This is a genomic window from Variovorax sp. GW822-FHT04E09, assembly GCF_058800845.1.
Map to the genome: position 1 here is coordinate 1480487 of NZ_JBXAMR010000001.1, position 19782 is coordinate 1500268.

Annotated in this window: 19 protein-coding genes, 1 tRNA gene and 1 pseudogene; 6 read left to right on the top strand and 15 right to left on the bottom strand. The window is 67.7% G+C overall.

Features of this window, described 5'->3' with window-relative positions; genetic code table 11:
* Window positions 1-3 precede the first annotated feature (3 nt).
* The 13 genes and pseudogenes from AC1RL8_RS06800 to AC1RL8_RS06860 all read right to left on the bottom strand — a co-directional run bounded on the left by AC1RL8_RS06800 (window position 4) and on the right by AC1RL8_RS06860 (window position 11246).
* On the bottom strand, window positions 4-615 hold the full coding sequence (locus AC1RL8_RS06800) for an NADH-quinone oxidoreductase subunit C (RefSeq protein ID WP_062475411.1): 612 nt from the start codon (window positions 613-615) through the stop codon (window positions 4-6).
* Between the two features lie 13 nt (window positions 616-628).
* Window positions 629-1108, bottom strand: coding sequence for a NuoB/complex I 20 kDa subunit family protein (locus AC1RL8_RS06805; RefSeq protein WP_007837763.1), 480 nt, complete (start codon window positions 1106-1108; stop codon window positions 629-631).
* Window positions 1109-1123: 15 nt separating this feature from the next.
* The gene (locus AC1RL8_RS06810) at window positions 1124-1483 is read right to left on the bottom strand and encodes an NADH-quinone oxidoreductase subunit A (RefSeq protein WP_055805154.1); all 360 of its coding nucleotides are present in this window, start codon (window positions 1481-1483) and stop codon (window positions 1124-1126) included.
* Window positions 1484-1550: 67 nt separating this feature from the next.
* Window positions 1551-1635, bottom strand: a tRNA-Leu gene (locus tag AC1RL8_RS06815).
* A 119-nt stretch (window positions 1636-1754) separates the two neighbouring features.
* Window positions 1755-2165 (bottom strand): preprotein translocase subunit SecG, encoded by a 411-nt coding sequence (gene secG, locus AC1RL8_RS06820; protein WP_492684298.1) that lies wholly within the window; start codon window positions 2163-2165, stop codon window positions 1755-1757.
* A 38-nt stretch (window positions 2166-2203) separates the two neighbouring features.
* Window positions 2204-2968 (bottom strand): triose-phosphate isomerase, encoded by a 765-nt coding sequence (tpiA, locus tag AC1RL8_RS06825; protein WP_095746059.1) that lies wholly within the window; start codon window positions 2966-2968, stop codon window positions 2204-2206.
* Between the two features lie 13 nt (window positions 2969-2981).
* Window positions 2982-3980: an NAD(P)H-quinone oxidoreductase gene (locus AC1RL8_RS06830; RefSeq protein WP_307635450.1), complete on the bottom strand. Its 999-nt coding sequence runs from the start codon at window positions 3978-3980 to the stop codon at window positions 2982-2984.
* A gap of 90 nt (window positions 3981-4070) precedes the next feature.
* Window positions 4071-6395: a polyribonucleotide nucleotidyltransferase gene (gene pnp / locus AC1RL8_RS06835; protein WP_492684299.1), complete on the bottom strand. Its 2325-nt coding sequence runs from the start codon at window positions 6393-6395 to the stop codon at window positions 4071-4073.
* A gap of 204 nt (window positions 6396-6599) precedes the next feature.
* On the bottom strand, window positions 6600-6866 hold the full coding sequence (gene rpsO, locus AC1RL8_RS06840; RefSeq protein ID WP_056579564.1) for a 30S ribosomal protein S15: 267 nt from the start codon (window positions 6864-6866) through the stop codon (window positions 6600-6602).
* Window positions 6863-7873, bottom strand: coding sequence for a DMT family transporter (locus tag AC1RL8_RS06845; protein ID WP_492684300.1), 1011 nt, complete (start codon window positions 7871-7873; stop codon window positions 6863-6865). The genes rpsO and AC1RL8_RS06845 overlap by 4 nt, the downstream gene beginning before the upstream one ends.
* Before the next feature lie 83 nt (window positions 7874-7956).
* Entirely contained in the window at window positions 7957-8751 is a 795-nt protein-coding gene (locus AC1RL8_RS06850) for an AraC family transcriptional regulator (RefSeq protein ID WP_492684301.1), read from the bottom strand.
* Window positions 8752-8762: 11 nt separating this feature from the next.
* Window positions 8763-9932: pseudogene (locus tag AC1RL8_RS06855) on the bottom strand (pyridoxal phosphate-dependent aminotransferase); the annotation flags it as partial.
* 30 nt (window positions 9933-9962) lie between these two features.
* Window positions 9963-11246, bottom strand: a complete 1284-nt coding sequence (locus AC1RL8_RS06860; protein WP_492684302.1) for a branched-chain amino acid ABC transporter substrate-binding protein — start codon at window positions 11244-11246, stop codon at window positions 9963-9965.
* A 127-nt stretch (window positions 11247-11373) separates the two neighbouring features.
* Here AC1RL8_RS06860 and AC1RL8_RS06865 point away from each other — a divergent pair, with 127 nt between their 5' ends.
* Window positions 11374-11742, top strand: a complete 369-nt coding sequence (locus AC1RL8_RS06865; protein ID WP_139702817.1) for an Hsp20/alpha crystallin family protein — start codon at window positions 11374-11376, stop codon at window positions 11740-11742.
* A 190-nt stretch (window positions 11743-11932) separates the two neighbouring features.
* Window positions 11933-12691, top strand: a complete 759-nt coding sequence (locus AC1RL8_RS06870) for an alpha/beta hydrolase (protein WP_095949087.1) — start codon at window positions 11933-11935, stop codon at window positions 12689-12691.
* On the opposite strand, the gene tsaD is transcribed toward AC1RL8_RS06870, so the two are convergent.
* On the bottom strand, window positions 12627-13688 hold the full coding sequence (tsaD, locus tag AC1RL8_RS06875; protein WP_159271055.1) for a tRNA (adenosine(37)-N6)-threonylcarbamoyltransferase complex transferase subunit TsaD: 1062 nt from the start codon (window positions 13686-13688) through the stop codon (window positions 12627-12629). The genes AC1RL8_RS06870 and tsaD overlap by 65 nt on opposite strands.
* A 100-nt stretch (window positions 13689-13788) precedes the next feature.
* Here tsaD and AC1RL8_RS06880 point away from each other — a divergent pair, with 100 nt between their 5' ends.
* The 4 genes from AC1RL8_RS06880 to AC1RL8_RS06895 all read left to right on the top strand — a co-directional run bounded on the left by AC1RL8_RS06880 (window position 13789) and on the right by AC1RL8_RS06895 (window position 18364).
* A complete protein-coding gene (locus AC1RL8_RS06880) occupies window positions 13789-15054 on the top strand; it encodes a nitrate regulatory protein (RefSeq protein WP_062475447.1) in 1266 nt (421 codons plus the stop codon).
* A gap of 319 nt (window positions 15055-15373) precedes the next feature.
* Window positions 15374-16621 carry a CmpA/NrtA family ABC transporter substrate-binding protein gene (locus tag AC1RL8_RS06885; RefSeq protein WP_062475451.1) on the top strand — a complete coding sequence of 416 codons (1248 nt, stop codon included), beginning with the start codon at window positions 15374-15376 and terminating at the stop codon, window positions 16619-16621.
* Window positions 16622-16634: 13 nt separating this feature from the next.
* Window positions 16635-17558, top strand: coding sequence for a nitrate ABC transporter permease (gene ntrB / locus AC1RL8_RS06890; protein WP_492684303.1), 924 nt, complete (start codon window positions 16635-16637; stop codon window positions 17556-17558).
* Window positions 17555-18364: an ABC transporter ATP-binding protein gene (locus AC1RL8_RS06895; protein WP_492684304.1), complete on the top strand. Its 810-nt coding sequence runs from the start codon at window positions 17555-17557 to the stop codon at window positions 18362-18364. The genes ntrB and AC1RL8_RS06895 overlap by 4 nt, the downstream gene beginning before the upstream one ends.
* Window positions 18365-18389: 25 nt before the next feature.
* Here AC1RL8_RS06895 and AC1RL8_RS06900 read toward each other — a convergent pair whose 3' ends face one another.
* On the bottom strand, window positions 18390-19673 hold the full coding sequence (locus AC1RL8_RS06900; RefSeq protein ID WP_492684305.1) for a type IV pili methyl-accepting chemotaxis transducer N-terminal domain-containing protein: 1284 nt from the start codon (window positions 19671-19673) through the stop codon (window positions 18390-18392).
* Between the last annotated feature and the right edge of the window lie 109 nt (window positions 19674-19782).

Below are 19782 nucleotides of genomic sequence, written 5' to 3' on the forward strand. Positions count from 1 at the left end.
CTGTCAGTGCAAACCGCCGCCGTAGTTGTCTTCGCGGATCACGCGCGGCGTGATTTCGCGCGGCTCGATCGAGACCGGCTGGTAGACCACGCGCTTCTGCTCTTCGTCGTAGCGCATTTCGACGTGACCCGACACCGGGAAGTCCTTGCGGAACGGGTGGCCGATGAAGCCGTAGTCGGTCAGGATGCGACGCAGGTCGTCGTGACCGTCGAACACGATGCCGTACAGGTCAAAGGCTTCGCGCTCGAACCACGTGGCAGCGCTCCAGACGGGCTGGAGCGAGTCGATCACGGGCAGGTCTTCGCTGGTCGCGAACACCTTCAGGCGCACGCGCTGGTTGAGGCTCACGGAGAGCAGGTGCGAGACGACGCCGTAGCGTTCGCCCTGCCACTCGCCTTCGCGGTAGTCGGAATAGTCCATGCCGCACAGGTCGATCAGCTGCTCGAAACGGCAGCCGGGCGCATCGCGCAGCAGCAGCGCCGCATCGATGTAGTCGGCAGCGCTGACCACGACGGTCACTTCTTCGAGCGCGATCGTCACGCTCTTGGCCTTGGCGCCGAGCGTCTCGGCAATGGTGGCGCGCAGCACCTCCGGCGAAATTGCAAAGTCAGTCATCGTCGGCAATCTCTCAGGCGCGGGCAATGGTGTTGGTGCGGCGAATCTTCTGCTGCAGCTGGATCACGCCATACAGCAGTGCTTCAGCGGTGGGCGGGCAACCCGGCACATAGACGTCGACCGGCACGATGCGGTCGCAGCCACGCACCACGGAATAGCTGTAGTGGTAGTAACCGCCTCCATTCGCGCAGGAGCCCATCGAGAGCACCCAGCGCGGCTCGGGCATCTGGTCGTAGACCTTGCGCAGCGCCGGCGCCATCTTGTTGCACAGCGTGCCGGCCACGATCATCAGATCGGACTGGCGCGGGCTGGGGCGGAACAGCATGCCGAAACGGTCGATGTCGTAGCGGGCAGCGCCCGCGTGCATCATTTCGACCGCGCAGCATGCGAGGCCGAACGTCATCGGCCAGAGAGATCCGGTCTTCGCCCAGTTCACGACCGAGTCGTAAGTCGTGGTGACGAAGCCTTCTTTGAGAACGCCTTCAATGGCCATCGTGTAGCTTCCTTGTCATTCCCAGTCGAGCGCGCCTTTTTTCCACTCGTAGACGAAGCCCACGACGAGGATGGCGAGAAAGATCATCATGGCCCAGAAGCCAACAGCGCCGATTTCCTTGAGCGCAATGGCCCACGGAAAGAGAAAGGCAATCTCGAGATCGAAGAGGATGAAGAGAATCGCGACGAGGTAATAGCGCACGTCGAATTTCATGCGCGCATCCTCGAAGGCCTCGAAGCCGCACTCGTAGGGCGCGTTCTTCGCAGCGTCGGGCCGATTGGGCCCGAGGATGTATCCGATGACTTGCGGGGCGACGCCTACGCCGACCCCGACCAAAATGAACAAAAGGACGGGAAGGTAGGAATCGAGGTTCATCGAGAAATTTTCACCGCTTGCCACCGACAGAAGAGCCTCTGGAAAGAGATCTTCTGCCGGTGAGATTTGGTGCGGTCGGCGAGACTCGAACTCGCACAGCTTTCGCCACTACCCCCTCAAGATAGCGTGTCTACCAATTTCACCACGACCGCGGTTTTTAACTGTCCAGATGGCATGAGGTGCCGTTGAGGCATTTGGCTTTCTGAACAGATTTAGAGTTTACCCTGAAATGAAGCCGTTTCTCACGAACGACTGCATGAAAACAACCTGATTACTTGGATGGAATCTGGCCGGTGCCCGAAACGGGTGCAGCAGGCGCCGAAGCGGCCTTGGCAGGCGCTGCTGCAGCGGGGATTTCGCCCGCAGCGCCAGTCGCAGGCGCGGCCGGTGCAGCAGGCGCACCCACGGCTGCGCGCTCGAGCAGGCTGCCACCGCCCGCAGGACGTGCGTGGCTGAAGTAGGCCAGCAGCAGCGTGCAGGCAAAGAACACCGCAGCCAGCACGGCCGTGGTGCGCGAAAGGAAGTTGGCACTGCCGCTGGCGCCGAACAGGCTGCCTGCACTGCCGCTGCCGAAGGCCGCACCCATGTCGGCACCCTTGCCGTGCTGGATCAGGATCAGGCCGATCATTGCCAGCGCCGCCAGCATTTGCACGCCGACCAGAAGATTGAGGACCACGTTCATTCGTTCTTACTCCTAAGTGATGGCTGCCGTTGCCGCGATCAGCGTGCAGCGGCAGAAATGATCTGCAGAAAGTCGGGCGCCTTGAGCGAGGCGCCACCGATGAGGCCGCCGTCGATGTCGGCCTGCGCCAGCAGTTCGGCGGCATTTGCCGCGTTCATGCTGCCGCCGTACAGAATCTTGATGCCCGCGGCGTGTTCGCTCGCGGCATGGTGCAGTTGCGCACGCAGCACGGCATGCACCGCCTGCGCCTGTTCGGGCGAAGCCGTCTTGCCCGTGCCGATGGCCCAGACCGGCTCGTAGGCCACGACGATCTCGCTGATGCAGTGGCCGTTCACATGGATCACCGCAGCCAGCTGGCGCTTGACGATCTCTTCGGTCTGCCCTGCTTCGCGCTCTGCCAGCGTCTCGCCGACACAGACGATCGGCGTGATGCCGTTCGCCAGCGCCGCCGCCGTCTTGGCCGCCACGGCGTCGTCGGTCTCGCCGTGGTACTGGCGACGCTCCGAATGGCCGACGATGGCATAGCGCACGCCGAAGTCCTTCAGCATCGCCGCCGACTGCTCGCCGGTGAACGCACCTTGCGGGTGCGCCGAAATGTCCTGCGCACCAAGGGCCAGCGACGGCGTGCCCGCCAGCAGCGATTGCAGCTGGGCGAAGTACGGCGCAGGCGCGCACAGTGCAACACCGCAGGCCGCGGGGCTGGCGGCCAGCCCTTGCTGCAGGGCCTTCACCAGCGCCTCGTTGGCGGCCAGGCCGCCATTCATCTTCCAGTTGCCGGCAATCAGTTTCTTGAAGGTTGTCATCGCGTTGTTCGTCTCACCAAGTCAGCACGATCTTGCCGATGTGCTGGTTCGATTCCATCAGCGTGTGAGCCTGGGCCGCGCCGCTGGGTTCACCTGCTGCCGCATAGGTGCTGTGGATCACGGGCTTGACCGCGCCGCTTTCGAGCAGCGGCCAGACCTTCTCGCGCAGTGCCTTGGCGATGGCGCCCTTGAACGCCACCGGCCGCGGACGCAGCGTCGAGCCGGTGATCGTGAGTCGCCGACGCAGCACGAGGCCCGCGTTGATCTCGCTCTTCACACCGCCCTGCACCGCAATGATCACCAGCCGGCCGTCTTCGGCCAGGCACTCGACCTCGCGGGCCACGTAGTCGCCAGCCACCATGTCGAGCACCACGTCCACGCCCTTGCCGCCCGTGAGCTGCTTCGCCACTTCGACGAAATCGCTCGTGCGGTAGTTGATCGCGTGGTCGGCGCCGAGTTTCAGGCAGGCTTCGCACTTGTCGTCGCTGCCGGCCGTGACGATCACGGTCGCGCCGAGCGCCTTGGCGATCTGGATCGCCGTGACGCCGATGCCGCTCGAGCCGCCCTGGATCAGCAGGGTCTCGCCCTTCTGCAGGCGGCCGCGCTCGAACACATTGCTCCAGACGGTGAAGAAGGTCTCGGGCAGCGAGGCCGCCTCGATGTCACTCCAGCCCTTGGGCACCGGCAGGCATTGCGCCACGGGCGCCACGCACAGCTCGGCATAGCCGCCACCAGCGACCAGCGCGCACACGCGGTCGCCGACCTTGAAGCCCGCATCGGCCAGCGCCTTGGCGTCGCCCGACACGATCTCGCCGGCCACTTCGAGGCCCGGCAGATCGGAGGCGCCGGGCGGCACGGGGTAGTGCCCCATCCGCTGCAGCACGTCCGGGCGATTCACGCCGCTGGCCGCCACGCGGATCAGCAGCTCACCCTCGCCCGCCACCGGGTCGGGACGCGCAGCGACGCGCAGCACCTCGGGGGCGCCGTACGAAGTGATCTCAATGGCTTTCATGGGGGTCTCCGAGGCTCGGATGCCCGCACGGGGCGGGCATCACCACTGTCCACGCGAGAGGCGACGGCACGGGCCGTCGCGCCTCACTGCTTACTCCTGCGGTTCGCGCGGCGCTTGCTGCTGCGACTCGCCGGCGGGCTGCTGTTGCTGCTCGCCGCGGGGTTGCTGCTGCTGGTCGTTGAAGCGCGGTGCGCGCTCGCCACGATCGCCGCTGCGGTCACCACGGTCCGAACGCTCGCGGCGGTCGCCACGGTCGCCGCGATCACCACGGTCTTCGCGCGGCGGGCGCTCGCTGTATTCCATGCCGGCCGGACGCTCGGTCAGGGCCTTCATGGACAGCTTGACGCGACCCTTCTCGTCGGTCTCGAGAACCTTGACCTTCACGATTTGGCCTTCGCTCAGGTAGTCGGTCACTTTCTCGACGCGCTCGTGCGCGATCTGGCTGATGTGCAGCAGGCCGTCCTTGCCGGGCAGCAGGTTGACCAGCGCGCCGAAGTCCAGGATCTTGGTGATCGGGCCTTCATAGACCTTGCCGATTTCGACTTCAGCGGTGATCTGCTCGATGCGCTTCTTGGCGAATTCGGCCTTTTCCGGATCGGTCGAGGCGATGGTGATGGTGCCGTCTTCGTCGATGTTGATCGTCGTGCCGGTTTCTTCCTGCAGGCCACGGATGACCGCGCCGCCCTTGCCGATCACGTCGCGGATCTTCTCGGGGTTGATCTTCAGCGTGGTCAGGCGCGGTGCGAACTGCGACACGTCGGCCTTGGCCTCGCCCATCGCTTCTTGCATCTTGCCCAGGATGTGCATGCGCGCTTCCTTGGCCTGCGCCAGTGCGACCTGCATGATTTCCTTGGTGATGCCCTGGATCTTGATGTCCATCTGCAGCGCGGTGATGCCGTTGGTCGTGCCGGCCACCTTGAAGTCCATGTCGCCCAGGTGATCTTCGTCGCCCAGGATGTCGGTCAGCACCGCGAAGCGGTTGTCTTCCTTGATCAGGCCCATGGCGATACCCGCCACGTGCGCCTTCATGGGCACGCCGGCGTCCATCATCGAGAGGCAGCCGCCGCAGACCGAAGCCATCGACGAGGAGCCGTTCGACTCGGTGATTTCCGACACCACGCGGATGGTGTACGGGAATTCTTCCTTGGTCGGCAGCACGGCGACGAGCGCGCGCTTGGCCAGACGGCCGTGGCCCACTTCGCGGCGCTTGGTGGAGCCCATGCGGCCCACTTCACCGGTGGCGAAGGGAGGCATGTTGTAGTGGAACAGGAAGCGGTCTTCGTACTCGCCGGCCAGCGCGTCGATGCGCTGTGCGTCGCGCTCGGTGCCGAGCGTGGTGACGACCAGGCCCTGCGTCTCGCCGCGCGTGAACAACGCCGAGCCGTGGGTGCGGGGCAGCACGGAGTTGCGGATTTCGATGGGGCGCACAGTGCGCGTGTCGCGGCCGTCGATGCGCGGCTCGCCTTGCAGGATCTGGCCGCGCACGATGCGCGATTCGATCGCGAACAGCAGGTCGCTGACCTTGCCGGCGTCGAATTCGGCGCCTTCGGCCTTCAGGGCCGTGAAGACGCTGGCATTGGCTTCGCGCAGGGCTTGCGTGCGGGCTTGCTTGCTGCGGATCTGGTAGACGGCGCGCAGCTTTTCTTCGGCCAGGCCGTTGATCTTGGCGATGAAGTCTTCGTCCTTGGCCTCAGGCACCCAGGTGCCTTCCTTGAGCCATTCCGGCTTGCCGGCGTCACGCACGAGGTCGTGAATCGCGTTGATCGCGATGTTGGCCTGCTCGTGACCAAACACCACGCCACCCAGCATGATTTCTTCGCTGAGTTGCTGGGCTTCGGATTCGACCATCAGCACGGCGGCTTGCGTGCCGGCGACGACGAGGTCCATCTGCGAATCCTTGCGGGCCGTGGGACCCGGATTCAGCACGTACTGGCCGTTGATGTAGCCCACGCGGGCGGCACCGATCGGGCCGCTGAACGGGATGCCGGAGATCGACAGGGCGGCGCTCACGCCGATCATGGCGGCGATGTCGGCGTCGACTTCAGGGTTCAGCGACACGGTGTGGATCACCACGTGCACTTCGTTCAGGAAACCTTCGGGGAACAGCGGGCGGATCGGACGGTCGATCAGGCGGCTGGTCAGCGTTTCGTGTTCGCTGGGCTTGGCTTCGCGCTTGAAGAAGCTGCCGGGGATCTTGCCCGCGGCGTAGGTCTTCTCGATGTAGTCGACGGTCAGCGGGAAGAAATCTTGACCGGGCTTGGCGGTCTTGGAAGCGACCACGGTCGCCAGGATCACGGTGCCGTCGATGTCGACCAGCACGGCGCCGGTCGCCTGGCGGGCGATTTCACCCGTTTCCATGACGACGGTCTTGTCGCCCCATTGGAAGGACTTGGTGATTTTGTTGAAGAGGCTCATTGTTGCTCCTATTTTGATAGCGAATCACACGGGATTCGCAAAGGGCGGAGGCTGCTCAGAACACGATGCCATTCCAGCGAAGCTCGGGACGAACTTCATTGGAATGACACAGCTTCGCTCTGTTGGGCACTCCGAAAGTGGGTCGCGAAGTAAAAAACGCCTGAGCTAGCGGACTAACCCAGGCGTTTTTTCATGCGATTCGAATTACTTGCGCAGACCCAGCTTGGCGATCAGCGCGGTGTAACGCTCGGCGTCCTTGGACTTGAGGTAGTCGAGCAGCTTGCGACGGCGGCTGACCATGCGCAGCAGGCCGCGACGACCGTGGTGGTCCTTGGCGTGCGTCTTGAAGTGGGGGGTCAGCTCGTTGATACGGGCGGTCAGCAGTGCGACTTGCACTTCGGGGCTGCCGGTGTCGTTGGCTGCACGGGCGTTGTCCTTGACAACTTCGGCCTTGATGGAGGCTGCGATCATGTTGAATTTCCTTGTTCCGGGATGTTTGACTTGCGGTGAGCACTGGAACTGCCCTCACCGTGCGCCTTGCGACATGCAAAGCTTTGGGAGTATACATCGGCCGGCTTGACCGCTCCTTCCCGCCGCCTTCCGTCAAGCGAAACCAGCCCCACCGCACCCAGCACGCAGGCACCGCCGGCGATCTGGGCCCACCCCACGGCCTCCCCCAGCCACCACGCGGCCAGGACCAGCGCCGACACCGGCATCAGCGCCGTGAACAGCGCCGCCTCGGCACCGCGCAGCCGGGCGGCGCCCGCGTACCAGAGCAGGAAACCCGCCACCGTCGGCACCAGCGCGTAGTAGGCCACCCCGGCCAGCGCCTCGGCCGGCACCGGCTGAAGCCAGGCACGCTCCAGCAGCGCGGGGATCACGGACAGCAGCAGCCCCAGCGCCACCATCGCGGTCGATTGCACGAGAGGCGCCAACGGCACGCGCAGCCGCTTGTTGAGCAGGATGAACAGCGACTCGAGCGCCACCGCCCCCAGCACCAGCAGGTTGCCGAGCAGCGCGGTCGACGTGCGCTCGCCACCTCCGTCGCCCGGGCGCAGCGTGATCGCCAGTACGCCCAGGCTCGCGAGCACGATCCCGCCCACCAGGTAGCGCCCCGGCCGCTCGCGCAGCGCCAGCACGGCCACCAGCGCGGCCATGGCCGGCAGCGTGCCGGTCACCACGCCCGCGTCGGCGGCCGGCGCCCAGCGCACGCCCAGGATCAGCAGCACCGTGTAGCCGACGCTGCCCGCCGCCGCCTGGCACAGCAGCAGCACGGCGTCGTGGCGGTCCGGGCGCGCCCAGCGCACGCGCATGAACCCCATCAGCGCCACGAACACGGGCAGCGCCAGCGCAAAGCGCAGCGCGGTCGCCGTGAACGGCGGCAGGCCGCTGGCGATAAGCTTGCTCGCGACCACCGTGCTGCCGACCGTGACCATCGCGAGCGCGCACAGCCACATTCCCTTGCTTCGTTCCGACATCCTGATCGCCTTCCGTTCTGCAGAAAGCGCGAGCGTCTCCCGCCAGGGGCGCGGCGGTCTTGAACGAAATTGCAGGAATCGAGCTAGCGCGCCGCCGCATACGCCCCGGGCGTGAAGCCCAGGAAGCGCACGAAGGCCCGCGTCATGTGGCTCTGGTCAGAGAAGCCCGCGCCGGCTGCGGCATCGGCCAGCGCCCTGCCCTGCGCGATCAGCCGGCGGGCGCGCGACAGCCGGCATTGCTGCAGCCAGGCATGCGGCGGCAGCCCGAAGGCGGCCGCGAAGCCGCGTAGCAACTGGTAGCGGCTCAGGCCGGCCTCACGCGCCAGTTCGGCGAGCGTGGGCGCGTGGAGGCAGTCGTCGGCGATGCGTGCACGCGCACGCTCCATCGCTGCCGGCGCCACGCACCGTGGCGACTCGGGAGCCCGTGCGCCGGGTGCATCGCGCAGCAGTTGCAGCACGCCCTGCTCCAGCGCCAGCGCGTCGTCGCCTTCGACGACGGCCGCGAACAACCGGTCGAAGCCCTGCCGCAGCGCCGGATCGCTCAACACCGGCCGCGTCAGCTCGAACCCCGGCGGTGTGCCATCCGACAGCAGCCCGGGCGCCAGATGCAGCATGCGCCAGGCCCGCGCTTCGCCGCGCATCGCGACACCGTCGTGCACCTCGCCCGGATTCACCGTGATGACATCGCCGCGCACCGCCTCGACCGCGCCACGCCCGCTGGCCGAGCGCTGTCCACCGCGGTCCATCACGCCGATGCCGAACACGTCGTGCATGTGGCGCGGAAAGCTGCGCTTCGATTCGGCTGCGATCGCCTGCAGGCCCGGCAGCGCCGAGCCGCGGATGCGCACGGCATCGACAGGCGCGGACCTCGATGCCATGCCGGAAAACCTCAGCGCGCCTGCTTGGCCAGCCAGCCGCGCAGCCGCTCGACGCCCTGCACCAGCCGCTGCGGGTCTTTCGACGCGAAGCACCAGCGCAGCCAGCCCTGCGCCTCGGGCGCGAAGGCGTTGCCCGGCGCGAGCCCCAGGCCCGCTTCGGCGACGAGGCGCTTGGCAAGCTCGAGCGAATCGCCGAAGCCTTCGAGCCGGAAGAAGGCATACATGCCGCCCTTGGCCGGCGCCACCTGCACGCCCGGCACCGCTGCCAGCAGCGGCACCAGCGTGTCGCGGCACTGCTTCAGGTGCGCGACCACGCGCGGCGTGATGTCGGCCGTGTGCTCCAGCGCCGCGATGGCGGCGCGCTGCGTGAACACGCTGGCGCACGAGGTGTTGAACTCGATCAGCTTGCCGATGCCGTCGACCATCGCCGGCGGCAGCACCAGCCAGCCGAGGCGCCAGCCGGTCATGAGGAAGCTCTTCGAGAAGCTGTGCGTGACGACGAGGCGGTCATCGGGCGTCGAGATGTCGAGGAAGCTCGGCGCGCAACCGTTCGGCGTGGGCTCGAAGTACAGGCGCTCGTACACCTCGTCGGCCAGGATCCAGGTGCCGGTCTGGCGGCAATGGTCGAGCACTGCCTGCTGCTCGTCGCGCGTCATCGTCCAGCCCGTGGGGTTGTTCGGCGCGTTGACGATCAGCAGCTTCGTCTTGGGCGTGACCGCCGCGCGCAACGCGGGCAGGTCGAGCGTCCACTGGCCGTTCACCGGCACCAGCGGCACGGTGCGCACGTGCGCGCCCATGATCGCCGGCTGCGCCGTGAGGTTGGGCCACACGGGCGTGACCGCGACCACGTCGTCGCCCGCGTCGACCAGCGCCTGCACCGCGAGCATCAGCGCACTCACGCCGCCCGAGGTGACGGCGATGCGCGAGGCGTCGACCGTCGGGTGCAGGCGGCTGGTGTAGCGCGCGATGGCTTCGCGCAGCTCGGGCAGGCCGAGGTTGTGCGCGTAGAAGGTTTCGCCGCGCTGCAGCGACTCGATGGCCGCCTGGCGGATCACCTCGGGAGTGACCTCGTCGCTCTCGCCGAACCAGAAGGCGAGCACGTCGTCGCGGCCCATGCCGGCATTGGCGACTTCGCGGATCTTCGAGGCTTCGAGGTGGTGGATGGCTTCACGCATGTCTGGGGGTTCCTGTGCTGTCGGGTGTCGTCTGCCTCAAGGGCGCTTCATCTTGCAGGACGTGGGCTGCTCGGCGCGCTCGGGCGCGATCGTCTTGATCACGCGAAAGCCATAGCCCGAGCCCTCGACGTCGAACTGCACGCCGGGCTTGCCCTGCTTGTCCATCACACCGACCACAAGCTGCTGCTGGAACTGGTGGTCGGCCGCGCGCATGCGGCCGCGCTGGCCGTACAGGCTCACGTCGGCCTGCTCCAGCGCGCGCGCCAATGGCACGGCCTCGGTGCTGCCCGCGCGTTCCAGCGCCTGCGCGAGCGACTCGACCAAGAGCTGCATGCGCATGTGTACGTAGTCGTCGGCCGGGCGCGGAAAGCGCGTGCGGAAGGCGCGGTAGAAGGCTTCGGACTGCGGCGTCTGCACGTTCGGCAGCCAGTCGGCCACCGCGACCACGCGGCCGATGCCTGCATCGCCGATGGCGGCCGGCGCGCCCAGCGCATTGCCGTAGAAGGTGTAGAAGCTGCCATTGAAACCGGCCTCGCGCGCGGCCTTCACGAGCAGCGTGAGGTCGTTGCCCCAGTTGCCGGTGACCACCGCCTGCGCGCCGCTGGCGAGGATCTTGGTGGCGTAGGGCGCGAAGTCCTTCACCTTGCCCATGGGGTGCAGCTCGTCGCCGACGATCTCCACGTCGGGGCGTTGCACGCCCAGCTGGCGGCGCGACTCGCGCAGCACGGCCTGGCCGAAGCTGTAGTCCTGGCCGATCAGGTAGACGCGCTTGAGCGCCGCGTCGTCCTTGACCACGTCCATCAGCGCGGCCACGCGCATGTCGGCGTGGGCGTCGAAGCGGAAGTGCCAGAAGCTGCAGCGCTCGTTGGTCAGCACCGGATCGACCGCCGAGTAGTTCAGGAAGACCGCGCGCCGCGACGGGTCGCGCTCGTTGTTCTTGTCGATGGCATCGATCAGCGCCGCGGCCGTCACCGACGAATTGCCCTGCAGCACGATGCGGGTGCCGTCGTCCATCGCTGCGCGCAGCGCCGACAGCGCCTCTTCGTTCTGGCCCTTGCTGTCGTAGCGGTCCAGTTGCAGCGGCCGCGCGCCGCCCGGCAGCTTCACGCCGCCGCGCGCGTTCACGCGCTCCACGGCCCACTGCAGGTTGCGAAACACGGCCTCGCCGGTGTTGGCGAAGGGGCCGCTCATGCTCTCGATGAGCGCCAGTCGGATGGGGGCGGGTTGCGGGGCCTGGGCCAGGCCGGCGAACGGGGTCGCGCATAGCGCCGCCGCTGCGAATTTCAAGGCCCGGCGGCGCCAAATAAAGGGGGTTTTCATTGTCTTGAAACGCGTGCCGATGCGCCTAGATGAGGTGTCAAGCGGCACTCACGATGGAAAGGCCGCGCAGTGTAAGGGACACACATTCCATGTCCCCATTGTGTTCATTCACCCAGGAGTTTTCGCCATGTTCTTCACCCCCACCCACCGCGCGCATTTCGCTCCCCGTGCCCACGACCGCGCTTTCGAGCGCTTCGTGAACGAGGCTTTTGCCGGCGCCCGCCGCTCGCCCCTGGTCGAGCAGGACGACAAGAGCTGGACCCTGTCGCTGGACGTGCCCGGCCTGTCGCGTGAAGACCTGTCGGTGGCCATCGAAGGCGCCGTGGTCCGCATCGAAAGCAAGGCCGAAGCCAAGCGCCAGATCAAGCTCGCCTACGAGCTGCCGCAAGCCATCGACCTGGCCACCAGCGAAGCCAAGCTGGAGAACGGCGTGCTGACCCTGAAGCTGGGCAAGCTGGTGCCCGCAAGCCAGGTTTCGCACTTGCAGATCAACTAGTCCCGGCGATGCCCCCACGAAGAAAATGTTAGTGACAGCTTGTTTTGACTTTAAACAAGCGCCGTATTCACAATAGTGCCGGATAACGTCACATGATGTGACGATTTATTAGTACTTTCTTCTTCGTGGGCATCTCGTAAACGCATCGAGTTCCCGGGCGGTGCGGACAGCGGGTGTGCCTCAAGGCACCATGAAAACGCACCTGCAGTCAGCCAATGACAATGAACGGTCCGACACGCTCCTGATCTTCCTGCCAGGGGCCTACCTCAAACCCGAAGAGTTCGAGCGCGAGGGTTTCATCAGCGCCGTGCGCGAGCGGCACCTCGCAGCCGACGCACTGCTGGTCGATGCGGACGTCTCCTACTACTACGACCAGACCCTCAGCGAGCGGCTGCATGCCGACGTCATCGAGCCGCAGCGGGCCAAAGGCTACACCTCGATCTGGCTGGTCGGCATTTCCATCGGCGGGTTCGGCGCGCTGATCCACGAACTGGCGCGGCCGGGCTCGGTGGATGGCATCGTGGCGCTGGCGCCCTACCTCGGGCGCCGCGTGCTCGGCGCGGAAATCAAGAAGGCCGGCGGCCTGCGCGCCTGGCAGGCGCCCACCGGGCCGCAGCCCGACGAGGAACCCGACCGCAAGCTCTGGCCCTTCTTCCAGCAGTACCTGGCGCCGAAGCCTTCCCAGGACCTGCCGCCGCTGTACCTGGGTTTCGGCCTGGCCGACCGCTTTGCCAGCAACCACAAGCTGCTGGCCGACGCCCTGCCCCCGGGGCGCGTGTTCACGACCGAAGGCGGCCACGACTGGCCCGAGTGGCGCCAGCTCTGGCGCAACGTGCTCGACGTGCTGCCGCTGCCCTCGCTGGGGCGCGCACGGCCGCAGCCGGCTACGCGGTTTCCGGCAGCGGCGTCTCGGGCGTCATCAGCGATGCCATCGGCCATCGCGGCTTGACGTCGAAGGCGTAGCGCTCGCTCGCCTGCGACAGGCCTGACTGCAGCCGCATCGCGGCGGCCATGGCGATCATGGCGCCGTTGTCCGTGCACAGGTGCAGCTCGGGGTAGTGCACGCGCACCTTGCGCTTGGCGCAGGCCGCGTTCAGTTGCTCGCGCAGGTTCTTGTTGGCCCCCACGCCGCCGGCGACCACCAGCCGCTTCAGGCCGGTCTGGTCCAGCGCCGCGAGCGACTTCTTCAGCAGCACTTCGACGATCGCCGCCTGCGTGGAGGCGGCCAGGTCGGCCTTGCGCGCCTCGAGCTGGTCGCCGAGCTTCTTGGCCTGCGTGAGCACGGCCGTCTTCAGGCCGGCAAACGAAAAGTCGAGGTCGCCGCTGTGCAGCAGCGGGCGCGGCAGCTTGAAGGCCGCGGCGTCGCCGCCTTCGGCCAGCTTCGCGAGCCAGGGGCCGCCGGGGTACGGCAGGCCCATGAGCTTGGCGCTCTTGTCGAAGGCCTCGCCGGCCGCGTCGTCGATGGTCTCGCCGAGCAGTTCGTAGCGGCCCACGCCGTCGACCCGCATCAGCTGCGTGTGGCCACCCGACACCAGCAGCGCCACGAACGGAAATTCGGGCGGATCGGCACTCAGGAACGGCGACAGCAGATGCCCTTCGAGGTGATGCACCCCCAGCACCGGCTTGCCCAGCGCCACGCCGAGCGCGCAGGCCACGCCCGCGCCCACGAGCAGCGCGCCGGCCAGGCCGGGCCCGCGCGTGTAGGCCACCACGTCGATCTCGGCCAGCGAGCGACCGGCCTCGGCCATGACGGCTTCGGTGAGCGGCAGCACGCGGCGGATGTGGTCGCGGCTGGCCAGCTCGGGCACCACGCCCCCGTAGGCCTGGTGCATGGCGATCTGGCTGTGCAGCGCGTGCGAACGCAGCAGCGGCAGCGCGTCGCCGTGCGACTCGACCAGCGCCACGCCGGTCTCGTCGCAGGATGATTCGATTCCCAACAAGAGCATGGCGCCGAGTGTAGGGGCCGCCCGCCGGCGGCGCCCGCGAAGGGGCAAGCGAGGCACGGAAGTTGCACGAGCGGAAGGCGCCCCTTCTGCGCCCCCACGAATGACTTCCGGCCTGAGCTTCCTGATCGCCGCGCGCCGATGCGAGATCGACGCGCTGGACCAGCTCGCGCGCACCAGCGAGCTGGTCGGCGCGATCGGGCGGCTCGTGCATGCGCTGCAGCGCGAGCGCGGCATGTCGAACGTGTTCCTGGCCTCGCACGGCGGGCGCTTTGCCGACCAGCGCGGCCCGCAGATCGCCGAATGCCTGGCGCTCGAGCAGCAGGTGCGCGCCGGCTTCGACCGGCTCGAGGCCGAGCACCACCGCGCGGTGGGCGCCGGCCACGGCGCGCGCCTGTTCAGCCGCATCGCCTGGGTGCTGCCGGGCCTGGACGCCCTGCCTGCGCTGCGCCGGCGCATCGACGCGCTCGAACTCCAGCCGGCGCAGGCCGTGGCCGCCTTCGCCAAGCTGGTGGCCGGCCTGCTGGCGGTGGTGTTCGAGGCGGCCGACGGCGCCACCGACCCCGAGATCTCGCGCCTGCTGGTGGCGATGTTCAACTTCATGCAGGGCAAGGAGTTCGCCGGCCAGGAGCGGGCCTTCGGCGCCGCCGCGCTCGCGCTGGGCCGGGGCGACGACGCGCAGCGCCAGCAGTGGCGCCACCTCATCGAGTCGCAGGAGCGCTGCTTCCAGGTGTTCATCGATTTCTCGGGCGACGCGGTGCGCACGCTCTGGCACGACAGCCAGTCGGACGCCGTGCTGGCCGAGCTCGAGCGCCTGCGCCGCAAGGGCGCCACCTCGGTGCCGGCCGACGCGCTGCTGAGCCAGGCCTGGTTCGACTGCTGCACGCGGCGCATCGACGCCATGCAGACGGTCGAGAACCGCCTCTCGGCCGACCTGCGCGCGCTGTGCGACCACAAGACCGCCCAGGCGCGCAGCGAGCTGGCGGCCTACCGGCAGCTGCTCGGCACGCTGGCCCCGCAGGCCGGCGGCGCGCTCTTCTTCGACGATGCCCAGCAGGCGCAGGACGCCACGCCGGCGCAGCTCGGGCGCCACCTCGAGCGCTCGGTGCTCGACATGGTCCAGGAGCAGTCGCAGCGCCTGCAGGCCATGAGCGACGAACTCGACACCGTGCGTGCCTCGCTCAACGAACGCAAGATCGTCGAGCGCGCCAAGGGCCTGCTGATGGCGCACCGGCGCCTGAGCGAGGCCGAGGCGCACAAGATGCTGCGCCAGACCGCCATGAACCAGAAGCGCCGCCTCGTCGACGTGGCCGAGTCGATGCTGGCCATGGCCGACTACCTGCCGCTCGAACCTGCACCGCGGCGCTGACCCCAGCCGCTTGGATTGGTGCAGCGCACAACAGTTGTGCGTAGCCCGGTTTCGCAGGCCGGCTGGAACTTTCCCCTGCACCGGCGCGCCCTGCCAGCTATCTTTTCCATAGCCTCCAACGGCAGGTTCGAGCTGGCACGTCGCTTGCGTAGTCCTTGGCACGGGACCGCAAGGTCTCAAAGGCAGGTTGCACCCAACGGCGGGTGCGGCCCACCGAACCGGACAAAGGCGTCCCCATCCCGCAAGGGCTCGTTCACGAGCAGCCCCTGCGCGGTGCGGACGCCTTTTCGTTTTTGTCTTTCACTTCTGGAGCCCCGCCATGTCCGATCTGCTGCTGAAAACCAAACTGAGCCGGCGCCGCGTGCTGCAGGCCGCCGCCCTCGGCGCCGTGGGCATCGACCCCGCGCTGCGCGCCGCCGTCTGGGCCCAGGGCTCGGACAAGCCCGAGAAGGAAGAAGTGAAGATCGGCTTCATCCCGCTGACCGACTGCGCCAGCGTGGTGATGGCCTCGGTGCTGGGCATCGACAAGAAGTACGGCGTGAAGATCGTGCCGAGCAAGGAAGCCAGCTGGGCCGGCGTGCGCGACAAGCTCGTGAACGGCGACCTCGACATGGCGCACGTGCTCTACGGCCTCGTGTACGGCATGCACCTGGGCGTGAGCGGCCCGAAGAAGGACATGGCCGTGCTCATGACCCTGAACAACAACGGCCAGGCCATCACGCTGTCGAAGAAGCTGGCCGACAAGGGCGCGGTCGATGCCGCCTCGCTCGCCAAGCTCATCGCCAAGGAAAAGGGCGAATACACCTTCGCCCACACCTTCCCCACCGGCACGCACGCCATGTGGCTCTACTACTGGCTCGCCTCGGCCGGCATCGACCCGTTCAAGGACGTGAAGAACATCACCGTGCCGCCCCCGCAGATGGTGGCCAACATGCGCGTGGGCAACATGGACGGCTACTGCGTGGGCGAGCCCTGGGGCCAGCGCGCGATCATGGACGGCATCGGCTTCACCGGCATCACCACGCAGGACATCTGGAAGGACCACCCCGAGAAGGTGCTGGGCTGCACCGCGGAGTTCACGAAGAAATACCCGAACACCGCGCGCGCCGTCACGGCCGCGATCCTCGAGGCCGGCAAGTGGATCGACACCGGCCTGCAGAACAAGAACAAGATGGCCGAAACCATTGCTGACAAGAGCTACGTCAACACCAGCGTGGACGCCATCAACCAGCGCATCCTGGGCCGCTACACCAACGGCCTGGGCAAGAGCTGGGACGACCCCAACCACATGAAGTTCTACAACGGCGGCGCCGTGAACTTCCCGTACCTGTCGGACGGCATGTGGTTCCTCACGCAGCACAAGCGCTGGGGCCTCTTGAAGGAGCACCCCGACTACCTGAAGGTGGCCACCGAGATCAACCGCATCGACATCTACAAGCAGGCCGCCGCCGCCACGCAGACGCCCGTGCCCAAGGACGTGCTGCGCACCAGCAAGCTCTTCGACGGCACCGTCTGGGACGGCAAGGACCCGAAGAAGTACGCCGAGTCTTTCAAGCTCCATGTCTGAGGAGAAACGCACCATGGTCAGCGCTGTCTTCCATTCCCCGCTCGACGCCGTGACCTCGCAGGTCGCCGCGCCCGTGGTGTCCAGGCCCCTGGCACCCGCCCCCGCTGCGGCCGTTGCGGCGGCGGCACCAGTGCCCCGCACCCGCACGCCCCTGGACCTGCGCGCCTTCTGGATGCGCGTGCTCCCGCCGTTCCTGGGCTTCGGCCTGCTGGTGCTGGTGTGGGAGATCGTGGCCATGAAGAGCACCACCGGCTTTCCCTCGCCGCTGGCCACCTGGCAGCAGGCGCTCACGGTGTTCAGCGACCCGTTCTACAGCAAGGGCCCGAACGACCAGGGCGTGGGCTGGAACGTGCTGTCGTCGCTGCAGCGCGTGGCGCTGGGCTTCGGCCTGGCGGCGGCGGTCGGCATTCCGGCCGGCTTCGCCATCGGGCGCTTCGAGTTCCTCTCACGCATGTTCAACCCGCTGATCAGCTTGTTGCGTCCGGTGTCGCCGCTCGCGTGGCTGCCCATCGGCCTCTTGGTGTTCAAGGGCGCCAACCCGGCCGCGATCTGGACCATCTTCATCTGCTCGATCTGGCCGATGGTCATCAACACCGCCGTGGGCGTGCAGCGCGTGCCCAGCGACTACATGAACGTGGCGAAGGTGCTCAACCTCAGCGAATGGAAGATCCTCACCAAGATCCTCTTTCCGGCCGTGCTGCCCTACATGCTCACGGGCGTGCGCCTGGCGGTGGGCACCGCGTGGCTGGTGATCGTCGCGGCCGAGATGCTCACGGGCGGCGTCGGCATCGGCTTCTGGGTGTGGGACGAGTGGAACAACCTCAACGTCGCCAACATCATCATCGCGATCTTCGTGATCGGCATCGTCGGCCTGGTGCTGGAGTTCGCGCTCATCAAGCTCGCCACCGCATTCACGTTCGAAGAGGTGAAGTCATGAACGACGATTCGAAGTACATCGAGATCCACGGTGTCGAACAGGCGTTCAAGACGCCCAAGGGCCGCTTCGTCGCGCTGCGCGACGTGAACCTGAACGTGGCCAAGGGCGAGTTCGTCACGCTCATCGGGCACTCGGGCTGCGGCAAGTCGACGCTGCTGAACCTCATCGCCGGGCTGACCACGCCCACGCAGGGCGTGCTGCTGTGCGCCAACAAGGAGATCAAGGGCCCGGGGCCCGAGCGGGCCGTGGTGTTCCAGAACCACTCGCTGCTGCCCTGGCTCACCTGCTTCGAGAACGTGTACCTCGCGGTCGAGCGCGTGTTCGCGGCCACCGAGAACAAGGCGCAGCTGCGCGAGCGCACCGACGCGGCCCTCGCACTGGTGGGCCTCACGCCCGCCGCGCAGAAGCGCCCCGGCGAAATCTCGGGCGGCATGAAGCAGCGCGTGGGCATCGCCCGTGCGCTGTCGATGGAACCCAAGGTGCTGCTGATGGACGAGCCCTTCGGCGCGCTCGACGCCCTCACCCGCGCCAAGCTGCAGGACGAGCTGCTCGCCATCGTGCAGAAGACGCGCAGCACGGTCGTCATGGTCACGCACGACGTCGACGAGGCCGTGCTGCTCAGCGACCGCATCGTGATGCTCACCAACGGCCCGGCCGCCACCATCGGCGACGTGCTGGCGGTGGACATCGCGCGGCCGCGCAACCGCGTCGCGCTGGCCGAAGACCCGGCCTATGTGCATGCGCGCAAGGCGGTGATCGATTTTCTCTACACGCGCCAGGCGCATGTGGAGAAGGCCGCGGCCTGATCCAGCAGGTGCCGCACAACCGGCGTCAGGACATGATGACCTGCAGGCTGTGCTCGTACCACCCGGTCAGGCGCTCGAAGGTGTCGACCAGCGCCTCGCTGGAACGCACCAGCGTGGCGCGCCCCTCGGGGCTGTCGAGCGCCTGCACGCCGCCGACGAGGCGCAGCCACTCGTCGCGCGCGCTCGCCAGCCCGGCACGGATCTCGGGCGAGCTGAGCGGCGCGCGCTCCAGCTCCAGCAGCGCGGCTTCGAATTCGTTCATGGTCGGCAGCAGCCGCTCGCGCGAGGCACCGGCCGCGAGTGTCGAGGCCAGCAAGGCGTCCTTGGCCAGCCGCTGCGCGCGCATGCGCTGTCGCCCGCAGATGTTGACGATGCGCAGCGCGCGCCGCGCACCCGAGGCTTCCAGCGCGTCCGTCAGGGATTCGGCCGCCGACAGCAGGGCCTCGCCGCGCGCATCGATCGCAGCAAGCCCCGTCGACGCAGGCTTGGCGGTCAGCAACGCGGCCAGTCCGTTCCAGGCGGCTTGCACCTCGCCGAGCGCCTGCACGCCGGCCGGCCCCAGCTCGAGGGCCGCCAGATGATCCAGCGTCTGCTGCACCCGCTCGGTCGACTGCGTGCGCAGCACGCGCGCACGCTGCGCGTCGATGCCGGCCGCGAGCTGCGCCGCCACGCGCACCAGCCGCTGCGAGAGCATGCGCAGCTGGCCCGCGCGGTTGATCGCCTCGGCCCACTGCGCGGCCTCGATGACCGAGCGCGACACCTCGCCCAGCCGCAGGTTGGCGTGCATCGCGGCGCCGCGCAGCAGGCCGAAGGCCTCGTCCTCGCCGATGCCGCGCGCGGACATCAGCAGGCCCTTGGCACGGTCGACCCACTTGCGCTCGTCCATGCGGGTGCGCAGGGCGTCGAGTTCGGTGCGCAGCGCGGCCTCGCGGGTCCAGCGGGCCTGCGCCTGCGCGATCAGTGCGGCGAGCGCATCGGTGCCATCGATGGGTACCCACCCGTGCACGCCCGCGGCCACGAGCGCCGCGTGCTGCGCGCCGTCCAGCGGCGCGCTCATCACGCCCAGGGCGCACGGCGGTGCGCCGCCCCAGGGGGCCAGCGCTTCGAGCAGCGCGTCGAGCTGCGGCTCTGTTTCATCCAGATGCACCAGGACCATCGACGGTGCGAGCGCCTGCGTGCGCTGCACCAGCGTGTGGCAGCCCGCACGCCCGAGCACCGCGACGCCCGCGGCATCGATCGACTGCTGCAGCGGCGCCGGCAAGGGCTCGCCTTCAGCGGGTTCAGGGGAAAGGACGACGAGAAGGGACATGGCGGCAAGGTGTGGCAAGGCCCGGGAAGCATAGGCCACGCCAGCCTGCATTCGCAGGCACGCCTCTTGCATCGAAGGGGGCACGGTGTAACGAAGCACCGCTTTGGTG

What these genes read in the sequence shown, in the direction of transcription:
- AC1RL8_RS06800 (WP_062475411.1), bottom strand. Translation starts at nt 615, where the DNA reads ATGACTGACTTTGCAATTTCGCCGGAGGTGCTGCGCGCCACCATTGCC.
- AC1RL8_RS06805 (WP_007837763.1), bottom strand. Translation starts at nt 1,108, where the DNA reads ATGGCCATTGAAGGCGTTCTCAAAGAAGGCTTCGTCACCACGACTTAC.
- AC1RL8_RS06810 (WP_055805154.1), bottom strand. Translation starts at nt 1,483, where the DNA reads ATGAACCTCGATTCCTACCTTCCCGTCCTTTTGTTCATTTTGGTCGGG.
- secG (WP_492684298.1), bottom strand. Translation starts at nt 2,165, where the DNA reads ATGAACGTGGTCCTCAATCTTCTGGTCGGCGTGCAAATGCTGGCGGCG.
- tpiA (WP_095746059.1), bottom strand. Translation starts at nt 2,968, where the DNA reads ATGACAACCTTCAAGAAACTGATTGCCGGCAACTGGAAGATGAATGGC.
- AC1RL8_RS06830 (WP_307635450.1), bottom strand. Translation starts at nt 3,980, where the DNA reads ATGAAAGCCATTGAGATCACTTCGTACGGCGCCCCCGAGGTGCTGCGC.
- pnp (WP_492684299.1), bottom strand. Translation starts at nt 6,395, where the DNA reads ATGAGCCTCTTCAACAAAATCACCAAGTCCTTCCAATGGGGCGACAAG.
- rpsO (WP_056579564.1), bottom strand. Translation starts at nt 6,866, where the DNA reads ATGATCGCAGCCTCCATCAAGGCCGAAGTTGTCAAGGACAACGCCCGT.
- AC1RL8_RS06845 (WP_492684300.1), bottom strand. Translation starts at nt 7,873, where the DNA reads ATGTCGGAACGAAGCAAGGGAATGTGGCTGTGCGCGCTCGCGATGGTC.
- AC1RL8_RS06850 (WP_492684301.1), bottom strand. Translation starts at nt 8,751, where the DNA reads ATGGCATCGAGGTCCGCGCCTGTCGATGCCGTGCGCATCCGCGGCTCG.
- AC1RL8_RS06860 (WP_492684302.1), bottom strand. Translation starts at nt 11,246, where the DNA reads ATGAAAACCCCCTTTATTTGGCGCCGCCGGGCCTTGAAATTCGCAGCG.
- AC1RL8_RS06865 (WP_139702817.1), top strand. Translation starts at nt 11,374, where the DNA reads ATGTTCTTCACCCCCACCCACCGCGCGCATTTCGCTCCCCGTGCCCAC.
- AC1RL8_RS06870 (WP_095949087.1), top strand. Translation starts at nt 11,933, where the DNA reads ATGAAAACGCACCTGCAGTCAGCCAATGACAATGAACGGTCCGACACG.
- tsaD (WP_159271055.1), bottom strand. Translation starts at nt 13,688, where the DNA reads ATGCTCTTGTTGGGAATCGAATCATCCTGCGACGAGACCGGCGTGGCG.
- AC1RL8_RS06880 (WP_062475447.1), top strand. Translation starts at nt 13,789, where the DNA reads ATGACTTCCGGCCTGAGCTTCCTGATCGCCGCGCGCCGATGCGAGATC.
- AC1RL8_RS06885 (WP_062475451.1), top strand. Translation starts at nt 15,374, where the DNA reads ATGTCCGATCTGCTGCTGAAAACCAAACTGAGCCGGCGCCGCGTGCTG.
- ntrB (WP_492684303.1), top strand. Translation starts at nt 16,635, where the DNA reads ATGGTCAGCGCTGTCTTCCATTCCCCGCTCGACGCCGTGACCTCGCAG.
- AC1RL8_RS06895 (WP_492684304.1), top strand. Translation starts at nt 17,555, where the DNA reads ATGAACGACGATTCGAAGTACATCGAGATCCACGGTGTCGAACAGGCG.
- AC1RL8_RS06900 (WP_492684305.1), bottom strand. Translation starts at nt 19,673, where the DNA reads ATGTCCCTTCTCGTCGTCCTTTCCCCTGAACCCGCTGAAGGCGAGCCC.